Genomic DNA, 18,292 nt, shown 5'->3' with positions numbered 1-18,292 from the left:
GGCGGAAGCTGGAGTGGCGGCGGAGCGGACGGCGGCGGCACTGGATACCGCCCGGCTGGCTGTCGAGGCCGCGACCGGCCGTCATGGCGAGGCCCGGCGGCGATTCGAGAAAGCGTGCGCCGAACAGGCCGGGGCGGAGCCCGATCTGGGGCGGGCGGCCGATCTCGACGGGCGGGTCGCGACGCTGACCGGCGAGCAGGGGATCACCGAAGCGGCGGTGACGGCGGCAGCCGGGCGCAGCGGCGCGGCGCGGCGGGCGGTGCGGGATCTCGACGCCATCCTGACGGCGGCACGCGACGATGCGGAGCGATTGGAGCTGTGGCTGCGGCAGCGGGCGGACTTCGGTCCGGTGGTGACCCAGTGGGAGCGCTGGGACCGGCTGCTGGATCGCGCCATCGCCGAGGGCCGGGCCACGGAAGCGGCCACGCGCGATTGCGGGCGGCTGGAGCGCGATCTGGCGGCGAGCACCGCCGCAGCCGAGACGATGGAAGGCCGGCTGGCCGAGGCCCGGGAGCGCTGCCGCCGGGCGGAACGGGCGCTGGAGAGCCTGATCGGCAAGACGGTGCCCTCGCTGGACGAGGCGCGGCGGGCACGGGCGGAGGCGGGCCGGCGGCGCGACGGCCTGCTCGCCCTGCTCGCCACCGGGGAGGCCCGACAGCGGCTGGCGACGGAACGCGCCGTGAGCGAAGCGGAGCGGCTGCGGCTGTTGGGCGAAGCCGAACGGGACGGAACGGCGGCGCGGGCGCTTGCCGAGAGCCGCGCCGGGCAGCGCGCCGCGGTCGAGGAGACGGAACGGACGCTACAACGGCTGCTGCTGGCCCAACGCGAGGATGTCGAGAGCCTGCGCGGACGGCTGGTGGACGGAGAGGCCTGCCCGGTCTGCGGATCGGCCGACCACCCTTGGGCCGGCGCCGGAACAACCCCCTTGGGCCGGGTGACACGGGATCAGGAAAGGCATCTTGCCGAGTTGCGCGAGGCGCTGGCGGGCACGCTGGCCCGCCATGCGGCGCTGGAGACGGCGGAACAGGCGGCACGTCGCGGCGCCGACGCCCTGACGGCCCGTTTGGCGGCGATGGCGCGGGAGGCCGAAGAGCTTGAGGCTCGCTGGGCCGCGCAGGCGGCCGCCATCGGCTGGGCAGAGGGCGGAAGGCTGGATGACATCCGTGGGGAGGTCGAGTCGGTGGACAGGCGGCTGACCGCCATCGCCGCCGACGAGGAGCAGGCGCTCGACCATCGCCGGCGGATCGATGCGGCGCAGCAGGAGCATCGGCGGCTGGAGAACGAGGCAGCCGCGCTGACGGGTGAGAGCGAGGCGGCTCGGCAGCGGCTGGCGGACGGACGCCAAGCCATGGCGCTCGCGGCGGCGGCGCGTCAACGGGCAGAAGCCGGGCGGGAGGCCATGCTGGCCGAACTGGCGGACGGACTGGCGGGAGAGGCGGGCTGGCGGTCACGGCTTGAGCGGGAGCCCGACGGATACCGGGCCCATCTGGCGGCGCAAGTGGCCGAGCACCGGGAAAAGGATGGCGCGCTGGCCCGTGCCGCCCGCGAGGTGGAACGGGCGACCGGCGAGCGGGCCGCGCAGGCGGCCGAACTGGAGGCGGCCTTGCGGGCCGAGGAGGAAGCGCGGGAACGGGCGGCCGATCTGGCCGGACGGTTGACGGCGGCACGGACGGCACGGGCCGCCCTGCTGAACGGCCGGACGGTGTCCGAGGTGCGACAGTCGCTGGCGGCCAGGCGGCAGGACGCCGAAGCGTTGATGGAGAAAGCCACCGTCATGCGACAGGACGCGGTCGCCCGCCTGTCGGCGATGGAACGGGAACACGAGACCCGCGGCGAGGCGGCCCGGCTGTGCGCGGAGAGGGCGCGCTCGGCGGGCGAGCGGCTGGAGCGGGCGGCGGGCGAGCGCGGGGTCGGCCCGGAGGAGGCCCGCCGGCTGTTGGCGGCGCCGGAAAGCGATCTGGAGGCCGAAGAACTGGCGTTGGCGGTGCTGGAACGGGCACGCGGCGACGCGGCCCTGGTGGTGGCCGAACGGCGGCGCCAGCGTACCGGCCATCATGCCGCCGGGCGTCCGGCGCAGAGCGCCGAGGAAGCCGCTGCGGCGGCGGAGACCATCCGGACGGTGCTGGAGCGGGACCGGGACCGCTTGGGCTCGGCGCGTGGACGGCTGGAAGCCGATGACGCCAACCGGCAGCGGCTGGCCGGGCTGACCAAGGCGATCGAGGCGCAGCAGGAGCGGTGCGCGCTGTGGGGCAAGATGGCGCAGCTGATCGGCTCGGCGAACGGGCAGAAGATGCGCAACTTCGCCCAGAGCCTGAGCCTGGACCTGTTGCTGACCCATGCCAACCGGCATCTGGAGGATCTCGCCAGACGCTACCGGTTGGAGCGGGTGGCGGGAGCCGATCTGGAAATCCAGGTGGTCGACCGCGAGATGGGCGACGAGCGGCGCGGCGTCCACAGCCTGTCGGGCGGCGAGCTGTTCCTGGTGTCGCTCGCCCTGGCGCTCGGGCTGTCGGCGATGGCGGCGGGCACCTCCGGCGGGATCGGCACGCTGTTCATCGACGAGGGGTTCGGCACGCTCGACCCCGACAGCCTGGATGTGGCGCTGTCCTGCCTGGAGGCGTTGCAGGCCGGGGGGCGCCAGGTGGGGGTCATCAGCCATGTTCCGGCGATGGTCGAGCGCATCGGCACCCAGATCCGGGTGATGCCGCTGGGCGGCGGACGCAGCCGGGTGACGGTGCGATCGGTGAGCGGATCGGCGCTGGGGATGACGATGGAGGACGTGGACGGGGTTTGAGAGGAGCGCCGGGGTTGGGGGGCCGTTGCCCCCTCAACGCCCCCGCTTCGCCAGGAAGGCCAGCCGCTCCAGCGTGTGCACGTCCTGCTCGTTCTTCATCAGCGCGCCGCACAGCGGCGGAATCAACGTGCGCGCGTCCTTGGCGCGCAGGGTCTCCGGGTCGATGTCCTCGACCATCAGCAGCTTGATCCAGTCCAGCAATTCCGATGTGGACGGCTTCTTCTTCAGGCCCGGAACCTCCCGCAGGTCATAGAACAGGTTCAGCGCCTCGCGCAGCAGCGCCGCCTTCAGGCCGGGGTAATGGACCTCGACGATGCGTTCCATCGTCTCGCGCTCGGGAAAGCGGATGTAATGGAAGAAGCAGCGGCGCAGGAAGGCGTCCGGCAGTTCCTTCTCATTGTTCGACGTGATGATGACGATCGGACGCCTGGCCGCCTTGATGGTCTGGCGGGTCTCGTAGACGTGGAACTCCATGCGGTCGAGTTCCAGCAGCAGGTCGTTGGGGAACTCGATGTCGGCCTTGTCGATCTCGTCGATCAGCAGGACCGGCGCCTCCGGCGCCTCGAAGGCTTCCCACAGTTTGCCGCGGACGATGTAGTTGGCGATGTCATGGACCTTCGCCTCGCCCAGCTGGCTGTCGCGCAGGCGGCTGACCGCGTCGTACTCATACAGGCCCTGCTGCGCCTTGGTGGTGGACTTCACATGCCAGGACAGCAGCGGCTTGTTCAGCGCGCGGGCGATCTCCACCGCCAGCACGGTCTTGCCGGTGCCGGGTTCCCCCTTCACCAGAAGCGGCCGCTCCAGCGTGATGGCGGCGTTGACCGCCACCATCAGGTCATCGGTGGCGACATAGCGGTCGGTTCCGGTGAAACGCATGGGTCGGCTCCCTCAAATGAGAAGGTTTCAGTCCACGATGAACAGAGTGGCGCCGATTTCGGTCGAGGACCGATGCGGATGGTCGCCGAAATCGGACACCTGATAGCTCATGCCGGCGGTCAGGACGAAGCGGCGGCCATCCTTCAGCTCGGTGACCAGCTCGCCGCTGACCACGAACAGCACATGGCCGCGGTCGCACCAATGGTCAGCCAGATAGCCGGGCGTGTATTCGACCAGCCGCACCCGCAACTCCCCGGCGTGAAAGCTGCGCCAGCGGGCAAGGCCGGTCTCGCCCGGATGCTCGGTGACGGGAACGGCGGACCAGTCGGTCACGGTGAAGGGAAGAGTCGGGAGTTCCATCGCCGGACCTGGAAAGAAAAGGACGCGAACAGAGAAACGGCTCCCGGATCGCTCCGGGAGCCGTCATTCATCGGGCTCAGGACGCCTTCCTGGCCGTGATCGCCGTTTCGATGGCAGCGATCGCCGCCGGAGCCAGCGAGGCGTCGGGGCCGCCGGCCTGGGCCATGTCCGGCCGGCCGCCACCGCCCTTGCCGCCCAGCGCCTCGGCGCCGACGCGGACCAGATCGACGGCGCTCAAGGACCCGGTCAGGTCGTCGGTCACGCCGATGACGATGGAGGCCTTGCCCTCGTTCGACGCGATCAGCACGACGACGCCGGAGCCGACCTGCTTCTTCAGCTCGTCGGCCATCGGTTTCAGATCCTTGGCCGGCAGCCCCTCGACCACGCGGGCGGCCAGCTTGACGCCGGCGACATCCTTGGCCTCGTTGCCGCCATCGGCCTTGGCGCCCCCACCCATGGCGACCTGACGACGCAGGTCCGCCAGCTCGCGTTCCATCTTGCGACGCTCCTCGACCAGGGTCGCCACGCGGGCCGGAACCTCGTCGGGCTTGACCTTGAGGACGCTCGCCGCCTCGGTCAGCAGATGGTCGCGCTCGGACAGCCACGCCTTGGCGCCGGTGCCGGTCAACGCCTCGATGCGGCGGACACCGGCGGCGACAGCGCCTTCGGAGACGATCTTGAAGACGCCGATGTCGCCGGTGCGGCGGACATGGGTGCCGCCGCACAGCTCGATCGAATAATCGCGGTCGAGTTCACCGTGCGGGCCGCCCATCGAGACGACGCGGACCTCGTCGCCATACTTCTCGCCGAACAGCGCCATCGCCCCCTGGGCGCGCGCCTCGTCCGGCGACATCAGGCGGGTGACGACCTCGCTGTTAGCCAGGACGCGGCGGTTCACCTCATCCTCGATGGCGGCGATGTCGGCGGCGGTCAGACCGGTCGGCTGGCTGATGTCGAAACGCAGACGCTCCGGCGCAACCAGAGAGCCCTTCTGGGTGACATGGTCGCCCAGCCGGTGGCGCAGCGCCTCATGCAGCAGGTGGGTGGCGGAGTGGTTGGCGCGGATGGCGGCGCGGCGGCTGCTGTCCACCCGCAATTCGACCACGTCGCCGACCGAAAGAATGCCCTTGGTGACGGTGCCGACATGGGCCCACACCGCGCCCAGCTTCTTCAGCGTGTCGGAGACCGCAACCTCAGCCCCGCCGGCGGAGAAGATCACGCCGGCATCGCCGACCTGACCACCGGATTCGCCGTAGAAGGGGGTCTGGTTGACGACCACCATCACCTGGTCGCCGATGGCGGCGGCCTCGACGCGGGTGTCACCCTTGACGATGGCGGTCACCTTGCCCTCGGCGACTTCGGTGTCGTAGCCGAAGAACTCGGTGGCGCCCAGCTCGTCCTTGATCTCGTACCACAGCTTCTCGGTGCCGACCTCGCCCGAGCCGGCCCAGGATTCGCGGGCCTTGCGGCGCTGCTCGTCCATCGCCGCCTTGAAGCCGGCCTCGTCAACGCCGCGGTTCTGGCCGCGCAGCACGTCCTGGGTCAGGTCAAGCGGGAAGCCATAGGTGTCGTACAGCTTGAAGGCGACGTCGCCGGCCAGCGGCTGGCCTTCGCCGAGATGGCCGACCTCGTCCTCCAGCAGGCGCAGGCCGCGCTCCAGCGTCTGCTTGAAGCGGGTCTCCTCCAGCTTCAGCGTCTCGACGATCAGGGCGCGGGCACGGTTCAGCTCGGGATAGGCGTCGCCCATCTGCTGGATCAGCGCCGGAACCAGACGGTGCATCAGCGGCTCGCGCGCGCCGATCATGTGGGCATGGCGCATGGCGCGGCGCATGATGCGGCGCAGCACATAGCCGCGCCCCTCGTTCGACGGCAGCACGCCGTCGGCGATCAGGAAGGAGGTCGAGCGCAGATGGTCGGCGATAACGCGATGCGAGACGGCATGGGCACCGTCCGCCGCCGTCTTGGTCGCCTCGGCCGACGCCATGATCAGCGCCCGCATCAGGTCGATGTCGTAATTGTCGTGCTGGCCCTGGAGGACGGCGGCCAGACGCTCCAGCCCCATGCCGGTGTCGATCGACGGCTTGGGCAGCGGCACCAGATTGTCGGGACCAAGCTGTTCATACTGCATGAACACGAGGTTCCAGATCTCGATGAAGCGGTCGCCATCCTCGTCCGGGCTGCCCGGCGGGCCGCCGGCGATCGACGGGCCATGGTCGAAGAAGATCTCGGAGCACGGGCCGCAAGGGCCGGTGTCGCCCATGCGCCAGAAATTGTCGTCGGTCGGGATGCGGATGATGCGGTCGTCCGACAGGCCGGCGACCTTGCGCCAGATCGCCGCCGCATCCTCGTCGGAGGTGTGGACCGTCACCAGAAGCTTGTCTGCCGGCAGGCCGTATTCCTTGGTGATCAGGTTCCAGGCGAACGCGATGGCGTCGTCCTTGAAATAATCGCCGAAGGAGAAATTGCCCAGCATCTCGAAGAAGGTGTGATGCCGCGCGGTGTAGCCGACATTGTCGAGGTCGTTGTGCTTGCCACCGGCGCGCACGCATTTCTGGGACGTGACGGCACGCCGGTAAGGCCGCGTCTCGGCACCGGTGAAGACGTTCTTGAACTGGACCATGCCGGCGTTGGTGAACATCAGCGTCGGGTCGTTGCGCGGCACGAGCGGCGACGAATCGACGATCTGATGGCCCTGCTTGGCGAAGAAATCCAGGAACGTGCGACGGATGTCGTTGGCGGTCTGCATACGGTCAAGGCTCCGGGTGCGCGGCTGAGGCCTTTTGTTGGCCGAACCGTGCTTTTAGCGCGAGAATGGCGGCATGTCCACGACGGACGGAATATTACCCTGCGTCAGAAGCGACGGAGCGCGTCCGGCGCAGGGGTAGCCGGCTATTCGGCCTCGGCCGCGGCGCGGGCCTTTTCGATCCGGCGGCCGACGATGATCGCGATCTCGTAGAGCGCGATCAGCGGCAGCGCCAGACTGACCTGGCTGATGACGTCGGGCGGGGTCAGCACCGCGGCGGCGATGAAGGCGCCGACGATGGCATAGCGCCGCTTCGACGCCAGCGCGTCGGTGCTGATGATGCCGACGCGGACCAGCAGGGTCAGCAGCACCGGCAGCTGGAAGGCGATGCCGAAGGCGAAGATCAGCGACATCACCAGATGCAGATATTCGCCGACGCGCGCCTCGAACTCGATTGGCAGGGCGTTCCCGCCGTCGGGATGGAACTCGAAGCCCAGGAAGAAGCGCCAGGCCATCGGGAAGATGAAGTAATAGACGATGCCGGCGCCGGTCAGGAACATCACCGGCGTCGCCACCAGGAAGGGCAGGAAGGCCTTGCGCTCGTGCTTGTAGAGGCCGGGCGCCACGAACATCCAGATCTGGCTGGCGACAATGGGGAAGGAGATGAAGCAGCCGGCCCAGAACGCCACCTTCACATAGGTGAAGAAGGCTTCGGTCAGGCCCGTGTAGATCATCCGCCGCCCCTGCCCGGCCAGGATGTCGGCCAGCGGCTGGACCAGGAAGTTGTAGATCCTGTCCGACACCGCATAGCACAGCAGGAAGGCGATCAGGATGGCGCCGATCGCCCACATCAGCCGGTTCCGCAGTTCGATCAGGTGATCGATCAGCGGCATCTTGCTGTCTTCGAGTTCGTCCTGCTGGGTGTCGCCGGTCATGGCCCGTCTTCGCTTCAGGTCTGCTTGTCGGTCGGCTGGACGGCGGCAACGGCGTCCGGGCGGGCCGGAGCGGGCTGCGCGGCCGGAGCCGGTTGCGGCGGTTCGCTGGTAACCGGGTCTACCGCCGGGCCGGTGATCGGCGATGGCGCCGCCGAGGGCGCGACGCTGTCGGTCACCAGCGGAGCGGCGGGCGTATGCGCGGGCTCCGGCCCCGCTTCAGGCGGGCTGCCCGGATGGCCGTTCAGACCGGCATCGAACTCCTTGGCGTCGAAGGCCTTGCCCACCTCCCCCTTCGGGTCGATGGTGTCCTCCATCATCTTCTTGATGTTCAGGTCGCGGGTCTTCAGCGCTTCCTTGCGAAGCTCGTCCAACTCGGTCTCCCGCATCATGTCGTCGATGTGGGTCTGGAATTCGCGCGCGACGACCCTCGCCTTGCGCACCCATTTGCCGAGCGTGAAGATCGCCTTGGGCAGATCCTTGGGGCCGATGACCACAAGGGCGATCACGGCGATCACCATCAGTTCGGACCAAGCGATGTCGAACATGTTCTTCCGGCTTCAGGAATGCGATGGGCAGGGAGACGCGCGGCGATGCCGGGAGGACAGCCGCGCGGCCGCCGGTCAGTTGCGGACCGCCTCGTCCTTCTTGGCCGCGCTTTCGGCCGTGTTGGCCGGCTGGTTCGGAATGGTCTTGGCGTTGGCGCCCTGGGCGTTGGCGCCGGGAGCGGCATCGTCGCTGTCGTCCTGCAACCCCGCCTTGAAGGACTTCACGCCCTTGGCGAGATCGCCCATCACCTTCGGCAGCTTGCCGGCGCCGAACAGCAGAAGAACGATCAGAAGAACGATGATCCAGTGCCAGATGCTGAAAGAACCCATGGCGCGCCTATCACGTTTGAACGGCCTCTGCGGCGGGCCGGCACTATGGCAGAAAGGCCGGAGGGCCGCAACGCTCCCCCCACCATGCTTAACCCGTTGTCATTGAGGTTTCACCGGAATTCAAGCGCGCTCCGCGAGAAACCGGTTCGGGCCGGACTCACGCGCCGTCGTCGGTGCCGAGCGCGCTGTCGTCGACGCCCGCGCCCAGCCCCAGCAGGACGGGACGGCTGTCCAGCAGGCCGGCGGCGCGGAGATCATCGAGGCTGGGCAGGTCGCGCAGGTTCTCCAGCCCGAAATGGTCGAGGAAATGGTCGGTGGTGATCCAGGTCAGCGGCCGCCCCGGCGTCTCCCGCCGCTTGCCCGGCCGGATCCAGCCATGCTCCATCAGCAGGTCCAGCGTGCCCTTGCTGGTCGCGACGCCACGGATGGATTCGATCTCGCCCCGCGTCACCGGCTGGTGGTAGGCGATGATCGCCAGCGTCTCGATGGCGGCGCGCGACAGCTTGCGCGAGACCTCCTCCTCCCGCCGCAGCTCCGGCGCCAGATCGATGGCGGTGCGGAACGCCCAGCCGCCGCCGGTGCGCACCAGATTGACGCCGCGCGGGGCGTAGTGGGCGCGCAGCTCCTCCAGCATCGGCCCGACCTCCGGCCCGATGCGGCCGGCGAGCGTCTCCTCGTCCAACGGTTCGGCCGATGCGAACAGCAGCGCCTCCAGCAGGCGCAGCTTGCCGATGCGGGCCTCCGCCGCTTGGGCGTCGGTGACTTCCTTAATCATGGGATCGCATGTCTTCCGAAATATCGTCGTCCCGGAAACCGGGCGTCCGTCCGCGGACATAGAGCGGGGCGAAGGCGCCGTCCTGGCGCAGTTCGACCCGGCCGGCCTTGGCGAGCTCCAGCGTCGCGGCGAAATGCGCGGCGAGCGCCGAGCGGCTCAGCAGAGCGCCGCCCTCCCCGCCCGGCAGGAAACTCGCCAGCGTCGCCCAGTCCGGCATGTGGCCGAGCAGAGAGGACAGGCGCCGCACCGCCTCCTCCATCGAATAGAGACGGACCGGGGCGATGTGCAGGACGCCGGCCTCCTTGCGGGCGCGCTGCCGGCCATAGGCGCGCAGCAGGTCGAACAGCGTGACCTCGTAGACCGACTTGCGGTGCAGGTCCAAATCCTCCGGCGCCCCGCGCGGATGGACGTCGATGCCCAGGCGCGGGCGGGCGAACAGCTGTTCGGCGGCGCCCTTCATCGCTTCCAGGCGCTGGAGCTGGAAGGCCAGGGCGGCGGCCATGTCCTCGCCGGACGGCTCCTCCCCCTCCGGCTCGGGCAGCAGCAGGCGGGATTTGAGGTAAGCCAGCCACGCCGCCATCACCAGATAGTCGGCGGCCAGTTCCAGCCGCACCTTCCGCGCCTCCGTCACGAAGGACAGATACTGGTCGGCCAGTTCCAGGATGGAGATGCGCGTCAGGTCGACCTTCTGGTCACGCCCCAACGCCAGCAGCATGTCGAGCGGTCCCTCGAAGCCGTCCAGAACCAGCAGAAGCTGTTCGGACGGCGACGACCCGGCGGACGCCGCGACGCCGCCCCCGCTCTCTGTCAGCGTATCCGCCATCTGGCCGCTTTCAGTCGTTGCCGGTCAGGACGCGGATGAAATCGATCACCGCATCCACCGGCGGCCCCAGCACCCAATGCATGACACTGAGGTCCATGCCGATCTGACGCCCCAGCATCGGCAGCAGGAAGAAGGCGGCCATCAGGATCGGCAGGCCGAACCGCTCCAGCCGGGCCAGCGGCACCGCCAGCACGTCCGGCAGGATGCCGACCGCGACGCGCCCGCCGTCCAGCGGCGGCAGCGGGATCAGGTTGAAGACCATCAGGATGACGTTGACCAGCACCGAAACCTCGGCGGCGGAGCGGATCCACAGCTCGATCATGCTGTTTTCCGGATTGACCAGCCGCCAGATCACCGCCGACGCCACCGCCAGCAGGAAATTGGTTCCCGGACCGGCCAGAGCCACCCAGACCATGTCGCGGCGCGGGTGGTCGAGACGGGCGAAATTGACCGGCACCGGCTTGGCCCAGCCGAAGACGAAGCCGGTGGTGAAATACATCAGCGCCGGCAGCAGCACCGTCCCGAACGGGTCGATGTGGCGGATCGGGTTGAAGGTGACCCGACCCAGCCGATAGGCGGTGTCGTCGCCCAGCCTCCAGGCGACGAAGCCGTGCGCCGCCTCATGCAGGGTGATGGCGAGGATGGCCGGCAGGGCCACGGCCGTCACCTGGAAGATCCATTCCTCCATCGTCCGCTCCCGTCCGTCAGGTTCGGGCCGTGCCGAGAAGCTCGGCCAGCCGGTTGGTCAATGCGGCGATGTCCGCCGGTTCCGGCGGGTGGCGCAGAGCCTCGGCCCGCGCCCAGCGCTCCGCCGCCAGCCCGCTCAGCGCCGGAACGGCGCCGACGATCGAACGCATCTCGGCCAGATCGCCGTTGCAGTGAAGCACGACATCCATTCCCGCCGCCAGCACCGCCTCGGCCCGCGACCTCGGGTCGCCCCGCAGCGCGTTCATCGACAGATCGTCGCTGAACAGCAGGCCGCCGAAGCCGATGGGGGACCCACGCACCACCTCGCGCACCACGATGGCCGAGGTACTAGCCGGGGCCTCCGGATCGATCGCCTTCAGCACCACATGGGCGACCATCGCCAGCGGCAGGTCGGCGAGCGCGCGGAAGGGCGCGAAATCGGTGGCCTCCAGCGTCGCGCGGTCGGCCTCCACCACCGGCAACTCGGCATGGCTGTCGGCGAAGGCGCGGCCATGGCCGGGGATGTGCTTGATCACCGGCAGCACGCCGCCGGCCAGCAGCCCGTCGGCGGTGGCGCGGGCGAGCGCGATCACCAGGGCGGGATCGCGCGAGAAGGCGCGGTCGCCGATGATGTCGTGCGCTCCTTCGACCGGCACATCGCAGACCGGCGCGCAATCCACCGTGATGCCGACCTCCGTCAGCATATGGGCGAGCAGCCGGCCATTGATCCAGGCCGCATCAAGTGCGGCGGCCGTATCGCGCCTGGCGAGCGTGCCGAACACCCCCATCGGCGGGTGCGCCGGCCAATGCGGCGGGCGCATGCGCGCGACCCGGCCGCCCTCCTGGTCGATCAGAACGGGGGCGTCGGCCCGGCCGACGCTGGCGCGCAGGTCATCGACCAGCCGGCGCATCTGGTCGCGGCTGTCGCAATTGCGGCGGAACAGGATGAAGCCGAGCGGATCGGCATCGCGGAAGAAAGCGGCCTCGTCGGGCGTGACCGCCAGCCCGGCGCAGCCGAAGACCACCGCGCGCCGACGGGAAACCCGGGTGGCGGAACCCACCAAATCAGGGACGGACAACCACACACCCCACATTTTGTGCGCGAAGCTGGGCGCAGGCCGACTTGGCCCGCGCCTCGTCGGCGCCGGCCCCCTGCACCCGATAGAAAATGCCCTTCTCGCCCAGATCGACCCTGGCGACCTGCATCGACAGTCCGCCGAGGGCGTCGGGGTGGCGGCCGGCGAGACGGCGCCATTCGGCCGCGGCCTCGCCCTCGCTGCGCACCGAGGCCAACTGGACGCGCCAGCCGCCGCTGCCGCCGGAAACCGCCGGAGCGGCGGCTGGGGCCGGCTTGGCCGGCTGGGCCGCCGCCTTGGCGGGTGCCGGCTGCTGCGACGCCGCCTCCAGCTTGGCGATCAGTTGCCCCACCGACGGAACGGCGTTCTGCTGCTGTTGCTGCTGTTGCGGCGGCGGAGCGGCGGGAGGCTTCGCCGCGGCGACCTGCTGCTGGGGCGCCGGCGCCGGCTTGGCCGGAGGCTGCTGCGGCTTGGCGGCGACGCTGGCGGGAGGCTGGACGGGCGGAGACTGCGCCCCAGTCGGCTGAATGGCTGGCGGCTGGGTGGCCGGCAGTTGCGCTGTCGATGCGACGGCCGGCGCGGGCAGTCCCGGCGCCGGCTCGGCCGCGGGCAGCGGGGCCGCGGCCGCCACCGCGGCGGCGACGCCGTCACGCGGAACCGTGGCGGTGGATCCCGGCGGCAGCTGGCCCACCGACGCCACCGACGGCAGCGGCACCGCGGCCGGCATCTGCGGTGTCACCACCGGGCGGGGCAGCGGCACCTCCGGCGGCGGCAGCAGCCGTTCCACCTGATTGCCGCGCCCGCCGTCATGGTCGCGCAGCCGCTCATAGGCCAGGATGTCCTGGTGCGGAACCTCCATTCCGCCCGGCTGGTCGGGACGCGTCTTCGTCGGCCCCTGCTCGGCGGTCAACAGCGGCGGACCGTCGCCCGACAGGCGGGAGGACCCGCGAAAGCCGACAACCGCCGCACCGGCGAACGCAACGACGCCGACCACGGCGAAGCCGAGCGCCAGCAGCCCGCGCTTGCCCGCGGACTGACGGGGCGGCATTCCATAGGGATTGGCCGCGTAGTTGACGTCGCCGTCGTACTTCATGAACGCAGTTCCTCCACCGGCTCCACACCCATCACCGCCAGGCCCGAGGCGATGACCGTCGCCACCGCGGCGATCAGCGCCAGACGGGCCGTCGTCAGCTCCGCATCGCCCTCGATCAGGAAGCGCAGCGAGGCGTCGTCGCGGCCCCGGTTCCACAAGGCGTGGAAGTCGCTGGCGAGGTCGTAGAGGAAGAAGGCGATGCGGTGCGGCTCATGCGCCTCGGCCGCCGCCTCGACGATGCGCGGCCAGGTGGCCATGCGCTTGGCCAGCGCCATCTCCTCCTCGGCGTCGAGCCGGGCGAGGTTGGCGGAGGCGGCGAGCGAGGCCGGCGTCTGGTCGAGCTGCGGCAGGGCGGTCGCGGCATGGCGCAGCACCGAGCGGCAGCGGGCGTGGGCGTACTGCACGTAGAAGACCGGATTGTCCTTCGACTGCTCCGTCACCTTGGCGAAGTCGAAATCCAGCGTCTGGTCGTTGCGGCGGGTCAGCATGATGAAGCGGACCACATCCTTGCCGACCTGATCGATGACGTCGCGCAGGGTGACGAAGGTGCCGGCGCGCTTGGACATCTTCACCGGCTGGCCGTCCTGCATCAGGTGGACCAGCTGGCACAGCTTCACGTCCAGCTCGGCGGCGCCGCCGGAGATCGCCCGCGTCGCCGCCTGCATGCGCTTGACATAGCCGCCATGGTCGGCGCCCAGCACGTCGATCAGCGACGCCGCGCCACGCCGATATTTATCATAGTGATAGGCGATGTCGTTGGCGAAATAGGTGAAGGAGCCGTCGGACTTCTTCAGCGGCCGGTCGACGTCGTCGCCGAACTCGCTCGACTTGAACAGGGTCTGGGGGCGCGGCTCCCAATCGTCGGGCTTCTTGCCCTTCGGCGGCTCCAGCACGCCGGTGTAGATCAGGCCGCGTTCCTCCAGCGCGGCCAGGGCGGTGTTGACCGCGCCGGCGGCGACCAGGGCGCGCTCGCTGCTGTAAACGTCCATGGTGATGCCGAGAACGCCCAGATCCTCCTTGATCCAGCCCATGATCATGGCGATGGCGAACTCGCGGCAGGCCGGCAGCCATTCGGCCTCGTCGGTGCCGACCCAGCGATTGCCGTCGCGCTCGGCCAGGGCCTGCCCGACCTCCTTCAGATATTCGCCGGGATAGAGGCCGGCCGGGATCTCGCCGACCGCCTCGCCCAGCGCCTCGCGGTAGCGGATGAAGGTGGAGCGGGCCAGCACATCGACCTGGGCGCCGGCATCGTTGATGTAATATTCGCGGGTGACGGCGTAGCCGGCCTTCCGCAGCAACGAGGCCAGCGCGTCGCCGAACACGGCGCCGCGGCCATGGGCGGCGTGCAGCGGGCCGGTCGGGTTGGCCGACACATACTCCACATTGACCGGGGTCTTGCCGCCCAGCTCGCTGTCGCCGAAGGCGGTGCCGGCGGTCAGCACGTCGCGGATGCGGTCGCGCCAGACATCCGGCATCAGGCGCAGATTGACGAAGCCCGGACCGGCGATCTCGACCGACGCCACGTCGGCGCGGCCCTTCAGCTTGGCGACCAGCAGCTCCGCCAGCGCGCGCGGCGCCATCTTCGCCGGCTTCGCCAGGATCATGGCGGCGTTGGTGGACAGGTCGCCATGCGAGGCCTCGCGCGGCGGCTCGACCGTCAGACGGCTGCCGTCCAGCCCGGCGGGGATGGCACCCTCGGCGGCCAGCTCTTCCAGCAGCTTGCGAATATCGGTCTCGAAGGCCTTAAAAATATTCATCGTCTCAGGTCGTCTTCTCAGGAGGTCACAGGAGCCTCGCGGCTCAGGTCGTCACGGGTCAGGTCTTCACATGCAGATCGAACAGCCGGTCATGTTCGGCCAGCGCGTAGCGGTCGGTCATGCCGGCGATATAGTCGGCCACATGGCGGGCACGCACCGCAAGATCGGCGTCGCCCCCATTCCCGGCAATATCGCGCTGCCATTCGGTCGGCAGGGTGTTGGGTTCGTCCATGAACAGATGGAACAGGGCGCGCACCACCCGTTTGCACTTGCTCATCTCGCGGTTCACGCGATAGTGCCGGTACATGCGCTGGCGCAGGAAGGCGCGCAGCGGCCGCTGCGCCTCCAGCATCGCGTCGGAGAAGCTGACCATCGCCAGCGGCAGGGCGCGCAGCTCCGCGGCGCTGCCCGGCCGATGCCCGGCCAGCCGCCGCCGCGTCTCCGTCACCAGATCGACGATCATGGCGTTGATCATCCGCCGCACCGTCTCGTGGATCAAGCGCGAGCGCTCCAACCCCGGATAGCGGTCGCCGACCTCGCGGACCAACGGGCCGACCAGCGGCAGCTCCGCCACCTCGTCGACCGTGAACAGCCCGGCGCGCAGCCCGTCGTCGATGTCGTGGTTGTTGTAGGCGATGTCGTCGGCCAGCGCCGCCACCTGCGCCTCGGCCCCCGGATTGGTGTGCAATTCCAGATCCCACTCGCCCTGGAAGGCGGCGATGGTGGTCGGCAGGCGATGGCCGGGCGGCAGGGGCAGCAACGGGCCATTGTGCTTGACCACGCCCTCCAGCGCCTCCCAGGTCAGGTTCAGCCCGTCGAACTCGGCATAGCGCCGTTCCAGCCGCGTCAGGATGCGCAGGGTCTGGTCGTTGTGGGCGAAGCCGCCGAACGGCTCCATGCAGGCGTTCAGCGCCTCTTCCCCGGCATGGCCGAAGGGGGTGTGGCCGAGGTCATGGGCGAGCGCCACCGCCTCCGCCAGATCCTCGTTCAGGCCCAGCGTGCGGCTGATCGAGCGGGCGATCTGCGCCACCTCCAGGCTGTGGGTCAGCCGGGTGCGGTAATAATCGCCCTCGTGATAGACGAAGACCTGGGTCTTGTGCTTCAGCCGGCGGAAGGCCCCGGAATGGACGATGCGGTCGCGGTCGCGCTGGAAGCACGAGCGCGTCGGGCTTTCCGGCTCCGCCACCAGCCGCCCGCGCGTGTCCGCCGGGGTGCAGGCATAGGGAGCCAGCCGATCGTGGAAACAGTCCGCCGTCATGGGGCGGACACTACCGGCGGGGAATGGCGGGCGCAACGGCGAAGGCGTGGCATGCCGGGGCTCCGTCAGCGGGCGTGCCCGTTGCGCAACGGTGCCCACACTTTGACGGCGGCGTCGATCCCCCCTACATTTGTCGCAACTCCCGCATCGCACCAGAGGGGCCACCCCATGCCCGACACCGCTCTGCCCACCGAAGCCCGCATCCTCGCCGTCAGCGAGAGCGCCGCCAAGCGCGTCGCCTTCCTGATCGAACAGGAGGGCAATCCCAAGCTGATGCTGCGCCTGACCGTGTCCGGCGGCGGCTGCTCCGGCTTCCAGTACGGCTTCAGCTTCGACGAGACGGCGACCGGCGAGGATCATGTCTTCGAGAAGGACGGCACCAGGGTCGTCACCGACGACGCCTCGCTCGACCTGCTGGCCGGGGCGACGCTGGATTATGTCGAGGATCTGATGGGCGCTGCCTTCCAGATCAAGAATCCGAACGCGACCGCGTCCTGCGGCTGCGGCAACTCCTTCGCCGTCTGACGCGATAGACCAAGAAGAGAAGGCAGGCCAGTTTCGTGAAGATCGCCACCTGGAACGTCAACTCGGCGAAGGCCCGCCTTCCGCTGATCACCGACTGGCTGCGCGCGGTGTCCCCGGACGTCGCGCTCTTCCAGGAAATCAAATGCGAGACCGCCGCCTTCCCGCGCGCGGCCTTCGAGGAGCTCGGCTATCACGTGAACGCCGTCGGGCAGAAGGCCTACAACGGCGTGGCCTTGCTGTCGAAGACCCCGGCGGAGGATGTGCTGACCCGCCTGCCGGGAGAGCCGGAGGACGAACAGGCCCGCTATGTCGAGGCCACCGTTGCGGGCGTGCGCATCGCCTCGCTCTATCTGCCCAACGGCAACCCGGTGCCGGGCGAGAAGTTCGCCTACAAGCTGCGCTGGATGGACCGGCTCTACGACCATGCCCGCGGCCTGCTGGCCCGGGAGATCCCGGTGGTGCTGGGCGGCGACTACAACATCATCCCCGAGGCGCGCGACGTCTTCTCGCCGCAGGCCTTCGCCGGCGACGCGCTGTTCCAGCCGGAATCGCGAGCGAAGTTCCGCGCCCTGTTGAATCTCGGGCTGACCGAGGCGTACCGCGCGTTGCATGACGACGACCGCGCCTACACCTTCTGGGATTATCAGGCGGGCTGCTGGCCGCGCGACAACGGCCTGCGGATCGACCATTTCCTGCTTTCACCCCAGGCCGCCGACCGTCTGGCCGGCTGCCGCATCGACCGCGGCCCGCGCGGATTGGAAAAGGCGTCCGACCACACGCCGGTGGTGCTGGACCTGCGCGAGGCCTGACCGTTCGCCACGGCACCGGCCTCGTGGAAAGGCCGTGATAAAAGCATTTTGTTAAAAGTTTCGCTTTTAGGATGCCCGACCGACAGGCCCGGCCGACAACCGGGCCGCCCCGGTCGATCGTGGTCAACAGGAAGCGGCGCGTGGCGATGGCGTGGGGGCGACAGAACAGCCGGGACGAGGTCAAGGGTCTGCTGGCGGCTTTGGAGCGTCAGGCGACCGAGGCGTCGCGTCTGGCCGACCGCGCCCAGCGCGACATGGACAATGACCGTTTCGCCTCCTTCCTCGATTTCCGCCGCAAGGTGGAGGAGATCCGCGCCCTGTTCGCCTTGACCGAGGAGCGCCTTCAGGGCGTCGACGAAGCGCGCCTGAGTGATCTGCGTGCCGAATTCGAACGGATGGACCTGCTGCTGACCCGCATGATGGTGCGGGCGATGCGCAATTATTTCTCCGGCATGCGTGACGATCAGGTTCTGCCGATGGGGGCCCGCGAGCTGTTCGAGCCGGAACTGCGCAGCATCGACCAGACCCGCGCCCGCCTGCTGCGGTCCCGCTATGCCGACCGTGTATCGCCGGAGGTCCTGGAGGATCTGGACGCGACCGCCGACCTGATCCGCAAGATCATCGCCCGCGCCCCCAGCCTGCCCGATTTCTCCGACAGCCCCGACCTGCCGAAGCCCAAGCGCCGCCTGCGCACGCTGGGCCGACCGATCCGGAACTGAGGGGCAAATCGCGGAAGCTTGCGCGCGACACTTGACCCACCGCGACGCATTCGCTACTCCCGTGGGCCAAGGGATGGGTGGCCGAGTGGTTTAAGGCAGCGGTCTTGAAAACCGCCGTAGGTGCGAGCCTACCGTGGGTTCGAATCCCACCCCATCCGCCAGCTCAGCCAAATCAGCCGCTTTCGCC

At 69.4% G+C, this 18,292-nt stretch carries 17 protein-coding genes and 1 tRNA gene (1 of these 18 running past the window's edge); 5 read left to right on the top strand and 13 right to left on the bottom strand.

What is annotated here, in order from left to right:
* Nucleotides 1-2,794 carry the 3' portion of an AAA family ATPase gene (locus AZL_RS17815; RefSeq protein WP_042444176.1) on the top strand. 965 nt of this gene lie to the left of the window's left edge, so the window shows 2,794 of its 3,759 coding nt (coding positions 966-3,759); its start codon lies beyond the left edge, outside the window; its stop codon occupies nt 2,792-2,794.
* A 33-nt stretch (nt 2,795-2,827) separates the two neighbouring features.
* Here the strand turns inward: AZL_RS17815 and AZL_RS17810 are convergent, their stop codons facing one another.
* The 13 genes from AZL_RS17810 to AZL_RS17750 all read right to left on the bottom strand — a co-directional run bounded on the left by AZL_RS17810 (nt 2,828) and on the right by AZL_RS17750 (nt 16,052).
* Nucleotides 2,828-3,670, bottom strand: a complete 843-nt coding sequence (locus AZL_RS17810) for an AAA family ATPase (RefSeq protein WP_012975885.1) — start codon at nt 3,668-3,670, stop codon at nt 2,828-2,830.
* A 27-nt stretch (nt 3,671-3,697) separates the two neighbouring features.
* Nucleotides 3,698-4,030, bottom strand: coding sequence for a DHCW motif cupin fold protein (locus AZL_RS17805; RefSeq protein ID WP_012975884.1), 333 nt, complete (start codon nt 4,028-4,030; stop codon nt 3,698-3,700).
* Nucleotides 4,031-4,106: 76 nt separating this feature from the next.
* A complete protein-coding gene (gene alaS / locus AZL_RS17800; protein WP_012975883.1) occupies nt 4,107-6,776 on the bottom strand; it encodes an alanine--tRNA ligase in 2,670 nt (889 codons plus the stop codon).
* Nucleotides 6,777-6,919: 143 nt separating this feature from the next.
* The gene (tatC, locus tag AZL_RS17795) at nt 6,920-7,708 is read right to left on the bottom strand and encodes a twin-arginine translocase subunit TatC (RefSeq protein ID WP_012975882.1); all 789 of its coding nucleotides are present in this window, start codon (nt 7,706-7,708) and stop codon (nt 6,920-6,922) included.
* Nucleotides 7,709-7,722: 14 nt separating this feature from the next.
* Complete coding sequence (gene tatB / locus AZL_RS17790) at nt 7,723-8,253, bottom strand: Sec-independent protein translocase protein TatB (protein WP_012975881.1); 531 nt, start codon at nt 8,251-8,253, stop codon at nt 7,723-7,725.
* Nucleotides 8,254-8,328: 75 nt separating this feature from the next.
* The gene (locus AZL_RS17785) at nt 8,329-8,583 is read right to left on the bottom strand and encodes a twin-arginine translocase TatA/TatE family subunit (RefSeq protein WP_012975880.1); all 255 of its coding nucleotides are present in this window, start codon (nt 8,581-8,583) and stop codon (nt 8,329-8,331) included.
* A gap of 157 nt (nt 8,584-8,740) precedes the next feature.
* Nucleotides 8,741-9,358: an SMC-Scp complex subunit ScpB gene (locus tag AZL_RS17780; protein WP_012975879.1), complete on the bottom strand. Its 618-nt coding sequence runs from the start codon at nt 9,356-9,358 to the stop codon at nt 8,741-8,743.
* Nucleotides 9,351-10,181, bottom strand: a complete 831-nt coding sequence (locus AZL_RS17775) for a segregation and condensation protein A (protein ID WP_012975878.1) — start codon at nt 10,179-10,181, stop codon at nt 9,351-9,353. Before AZL_RS17775 ends, AZL_RS17780 begins: the two co-directional genes overlap by 8 nt.
* Nucleotides 10,182-10,191: 10 nt before the next feature.
* A complete protein-coding gene (locus tag AZL_RS17770) occupies nt 10,192-10,869 on the bottom strand; it encodes a site-2 protease family protein (RefSeq protein ID WP_012975877.1) in 678 nt (225 codons plus the stop codon).
* Between the two features lie 16 nt (nt 10,870-10,885).
* Complete coding sequence (gene nagZ / locus AZL_RS17765) at nt 10,886-11,962, bottom strand: beta-N-acetylhexosaminidase (protein ID WP_012975876.1); 1,077 nt, start codon at nt 11,960-11,962, stop codon at nt 10,886-10,888.
* Complete coding sequence (locus AZL_RS17760) at nt 11,934-13,037, bottom strand: SPOR domain-containing protein (protein ID WP_042444172.1); 1,104 nt, start codon at nt 13,035-13,037, stop codon at nt 11,934-11,936. The genes nagZ and AZL_RS17760 overlap by 29 nt, the downstream gene beginning before the upstream one ends.
* On the bottom strand, nt 13,034-14,794 hold the full coding sequence (gene argS, locus AZL_RS17755) for an arginine--tRNA ligase (protein WP_012975874.1): 1,761 nt from the start codon (nt 14,792-14,794) through the stop codon (nt 13,034-13,036). Before argS ends, AZL_RS17760 begins: the two co-directional genes overlap by 4 nt.
* A gap of 58 nt (nt 14,795-14,852) precedes the next feature.
* The gene (locus AZL_RS17750) at nt 14,853-16,052 is read right to left on the bottom strand and encodes a deoxyguanosinetriphosphate triphosphohydrolase (protein WP_012975873.1); all 1,200 of its coding nucleotides are present in this window, start codon (nt 16,050-16,052) and stop codon (nt 14,853-14,855) included.
* A 168-nt stretch (nt 16,053-16,220) separates the two neighbouring features.
* Here AZL_RS17750 and erpA point away from each other — a divergent pair, with 168 nt between their 5' ends.
* The 4 genes from erpA to AZL_RS17730 all read left to right on the top strand — a co-directional run bounded on the left by erpA (nt 16,221) and on the right by AZL_RS17730 (nt 18,266).
* A complete protein-coding gene (gene erpA / locus AZL_RS17745; protein WP_012975872.1) occupies nt 16,221-16,577 on the top strand; it encodes an iron-sulfur cluster insertion protein ErpA in 357 nt (118 codons plus the stop codon).
* Between the two features lie 35 nt (nt 16,578-16,612).
* Nucleotides 16,613-17,386 (top strand): exodeoxyribonuclease III, encoded by a 774-nt coding sequence (locus AZL_RS17740; protein WP_012975871.1) that lies wholly within the window; start codon nt 16,613-16,615, stop codon nt 17,384-17,386.
* A 146-nt stretch (nt 17,387-17,532) separates the two neighbouring features.
* Nucleotides 17,533-18,105, top strand: a complete 573-nt coding sequence (locus AZL_RS17735; RefSeq protein ID WP_042444170.1) for a hypothetical protein — start codon at nt 17,533-17,535, stop codon at nt 18,103-18,105.
* 71 nt (nt 18,106-18,176) lie between these two features.
* Nucleotides 18,177-18,266, top strand: a tRNA-Ser gene (locus AZL_RS17730).
* The last annotated feature ends 26 nt before the right edge of the window (nt 18,267-18,292 follow it).

The organism is Azospirillum sp. B510, assembly GCF_000010725.1.
Lineage (GTDB): Bacteria > Pseudomonadota > Alphaproteobacteria > Azospirillales > Azospirillaceae > Azospirillum > Azospirillum lipoferum_B.
Note: the sequence above shows the minus strand (reverse complement) of the source record. Positions and strands in the feature narration are given on the sequence as shown.

Excerpts from the sequence above, each read along its gene's own strand:
- AZL_RS17810 (WP_012975885.1), bottom strand. The coding sequence starts at position 3,670 with ATGCGTTTCACCGGAACCGACCGCTATGTCGCCACCGATGACCTGATG.
- AZL_RS17805 (WP_012975884.1), bottom strand. The coding sequence starts at position 4,030 with ATGGAACTCCCGACTCTTCCCTTCACCGTGACCGACTGGTCCGCCGTT.
- alaS (WP_012975883.1), bottom strand. The coding sequence starts at position 6,776 with ATGCAGACCGCCAACGACATCCGTCGCACGTTCCTGGATTTCTTCGCC.
- tatC (WP_012975882.1), bottom strand. The coding sequence starts at position 7,708 with ATGACCGGCGACACCCAGCAGGACGAACTCGAAGACAGCAAGATGCCG.
- tatB (WP_012975881.1), bottom strand. The coding sequence starts at position 8,253 with ATGTTCGACATCGCTTGGTCCGAACTGATGGTGATCGCCGTGATCGCC.
- AZL_RS17785 (WP_012975880.1), bottom strand. The coding sequence starts at position 8,583 with ATGGGTTCTTTCAGCATCTGGCACTGGATCATCGTTCTTCTGATCGTT.
- AZL_RS17780 (WP_012975879.1), bottom strand. The coding sequence starts at position 9,358 with ATGATTAAGGAAGTCACCGACGCCCAAGCGGCGGAGGCCCGCATCGGC.
- AZL_RS17775 (WP_012975878.1), bottom strand. The coding sequence starts at position 10,181 with ATGGCGGATACGCTGACAGAGAGCGGGGGCGGCGTCGCGGCGTCCGCC.
- AZL_RS17770 (WP_012975877.1), bottom strand. The coding sequence starts at position 10,869 with ATGGAGGAATGGATCTTCCAGGTGACGGCCGTGGCCCTGCCGGCCATC.
- nagZ (WP_012975876.1), bottom strand. The coding sequence starts at position 11,962 with ATGTGGGGTGTGTGGTTGTCCGTCCCTGATTTGGTGGGTTCCGCCACC.
- AZL_RS17760 (WP_042444172.1), bottom strand. The coding sequence starts at position 13,037 with ATGAAGTACGACGGCGACGTCAACTACGCGGCCAATCCCTATGGAATG.
- argS (WP_012975874.1), bottom strand. The coding sequence starts at position 14,794 with ATGAATATTTTTAAGGCCTTCGAGACCGATATTCGCAAGCTGCTGGAA.
- AZL_RS17750 (WP_012975873.1), bottom strand. The coding sequence starts at position 16,052 with ATGACGGCGGACTGTTTCCACGATCGGCTGGCTCCCTATGCCTGCACC.
- erpA (WP_012975872.1), top strand. The coding sequence starts at position 16,221 with ATGCCCGACACCGCTCTGCCCACCGAAGCCCGCATCCTCGCCGTCAGC.
- AZL_RS17735 (WP_042444170.1), top strand. The coding sequence starts at position 17,533 with ATGGCGTGGGGGCGACAGAACAGCCGGGACGAGGTCAAGGGTCTGCTG.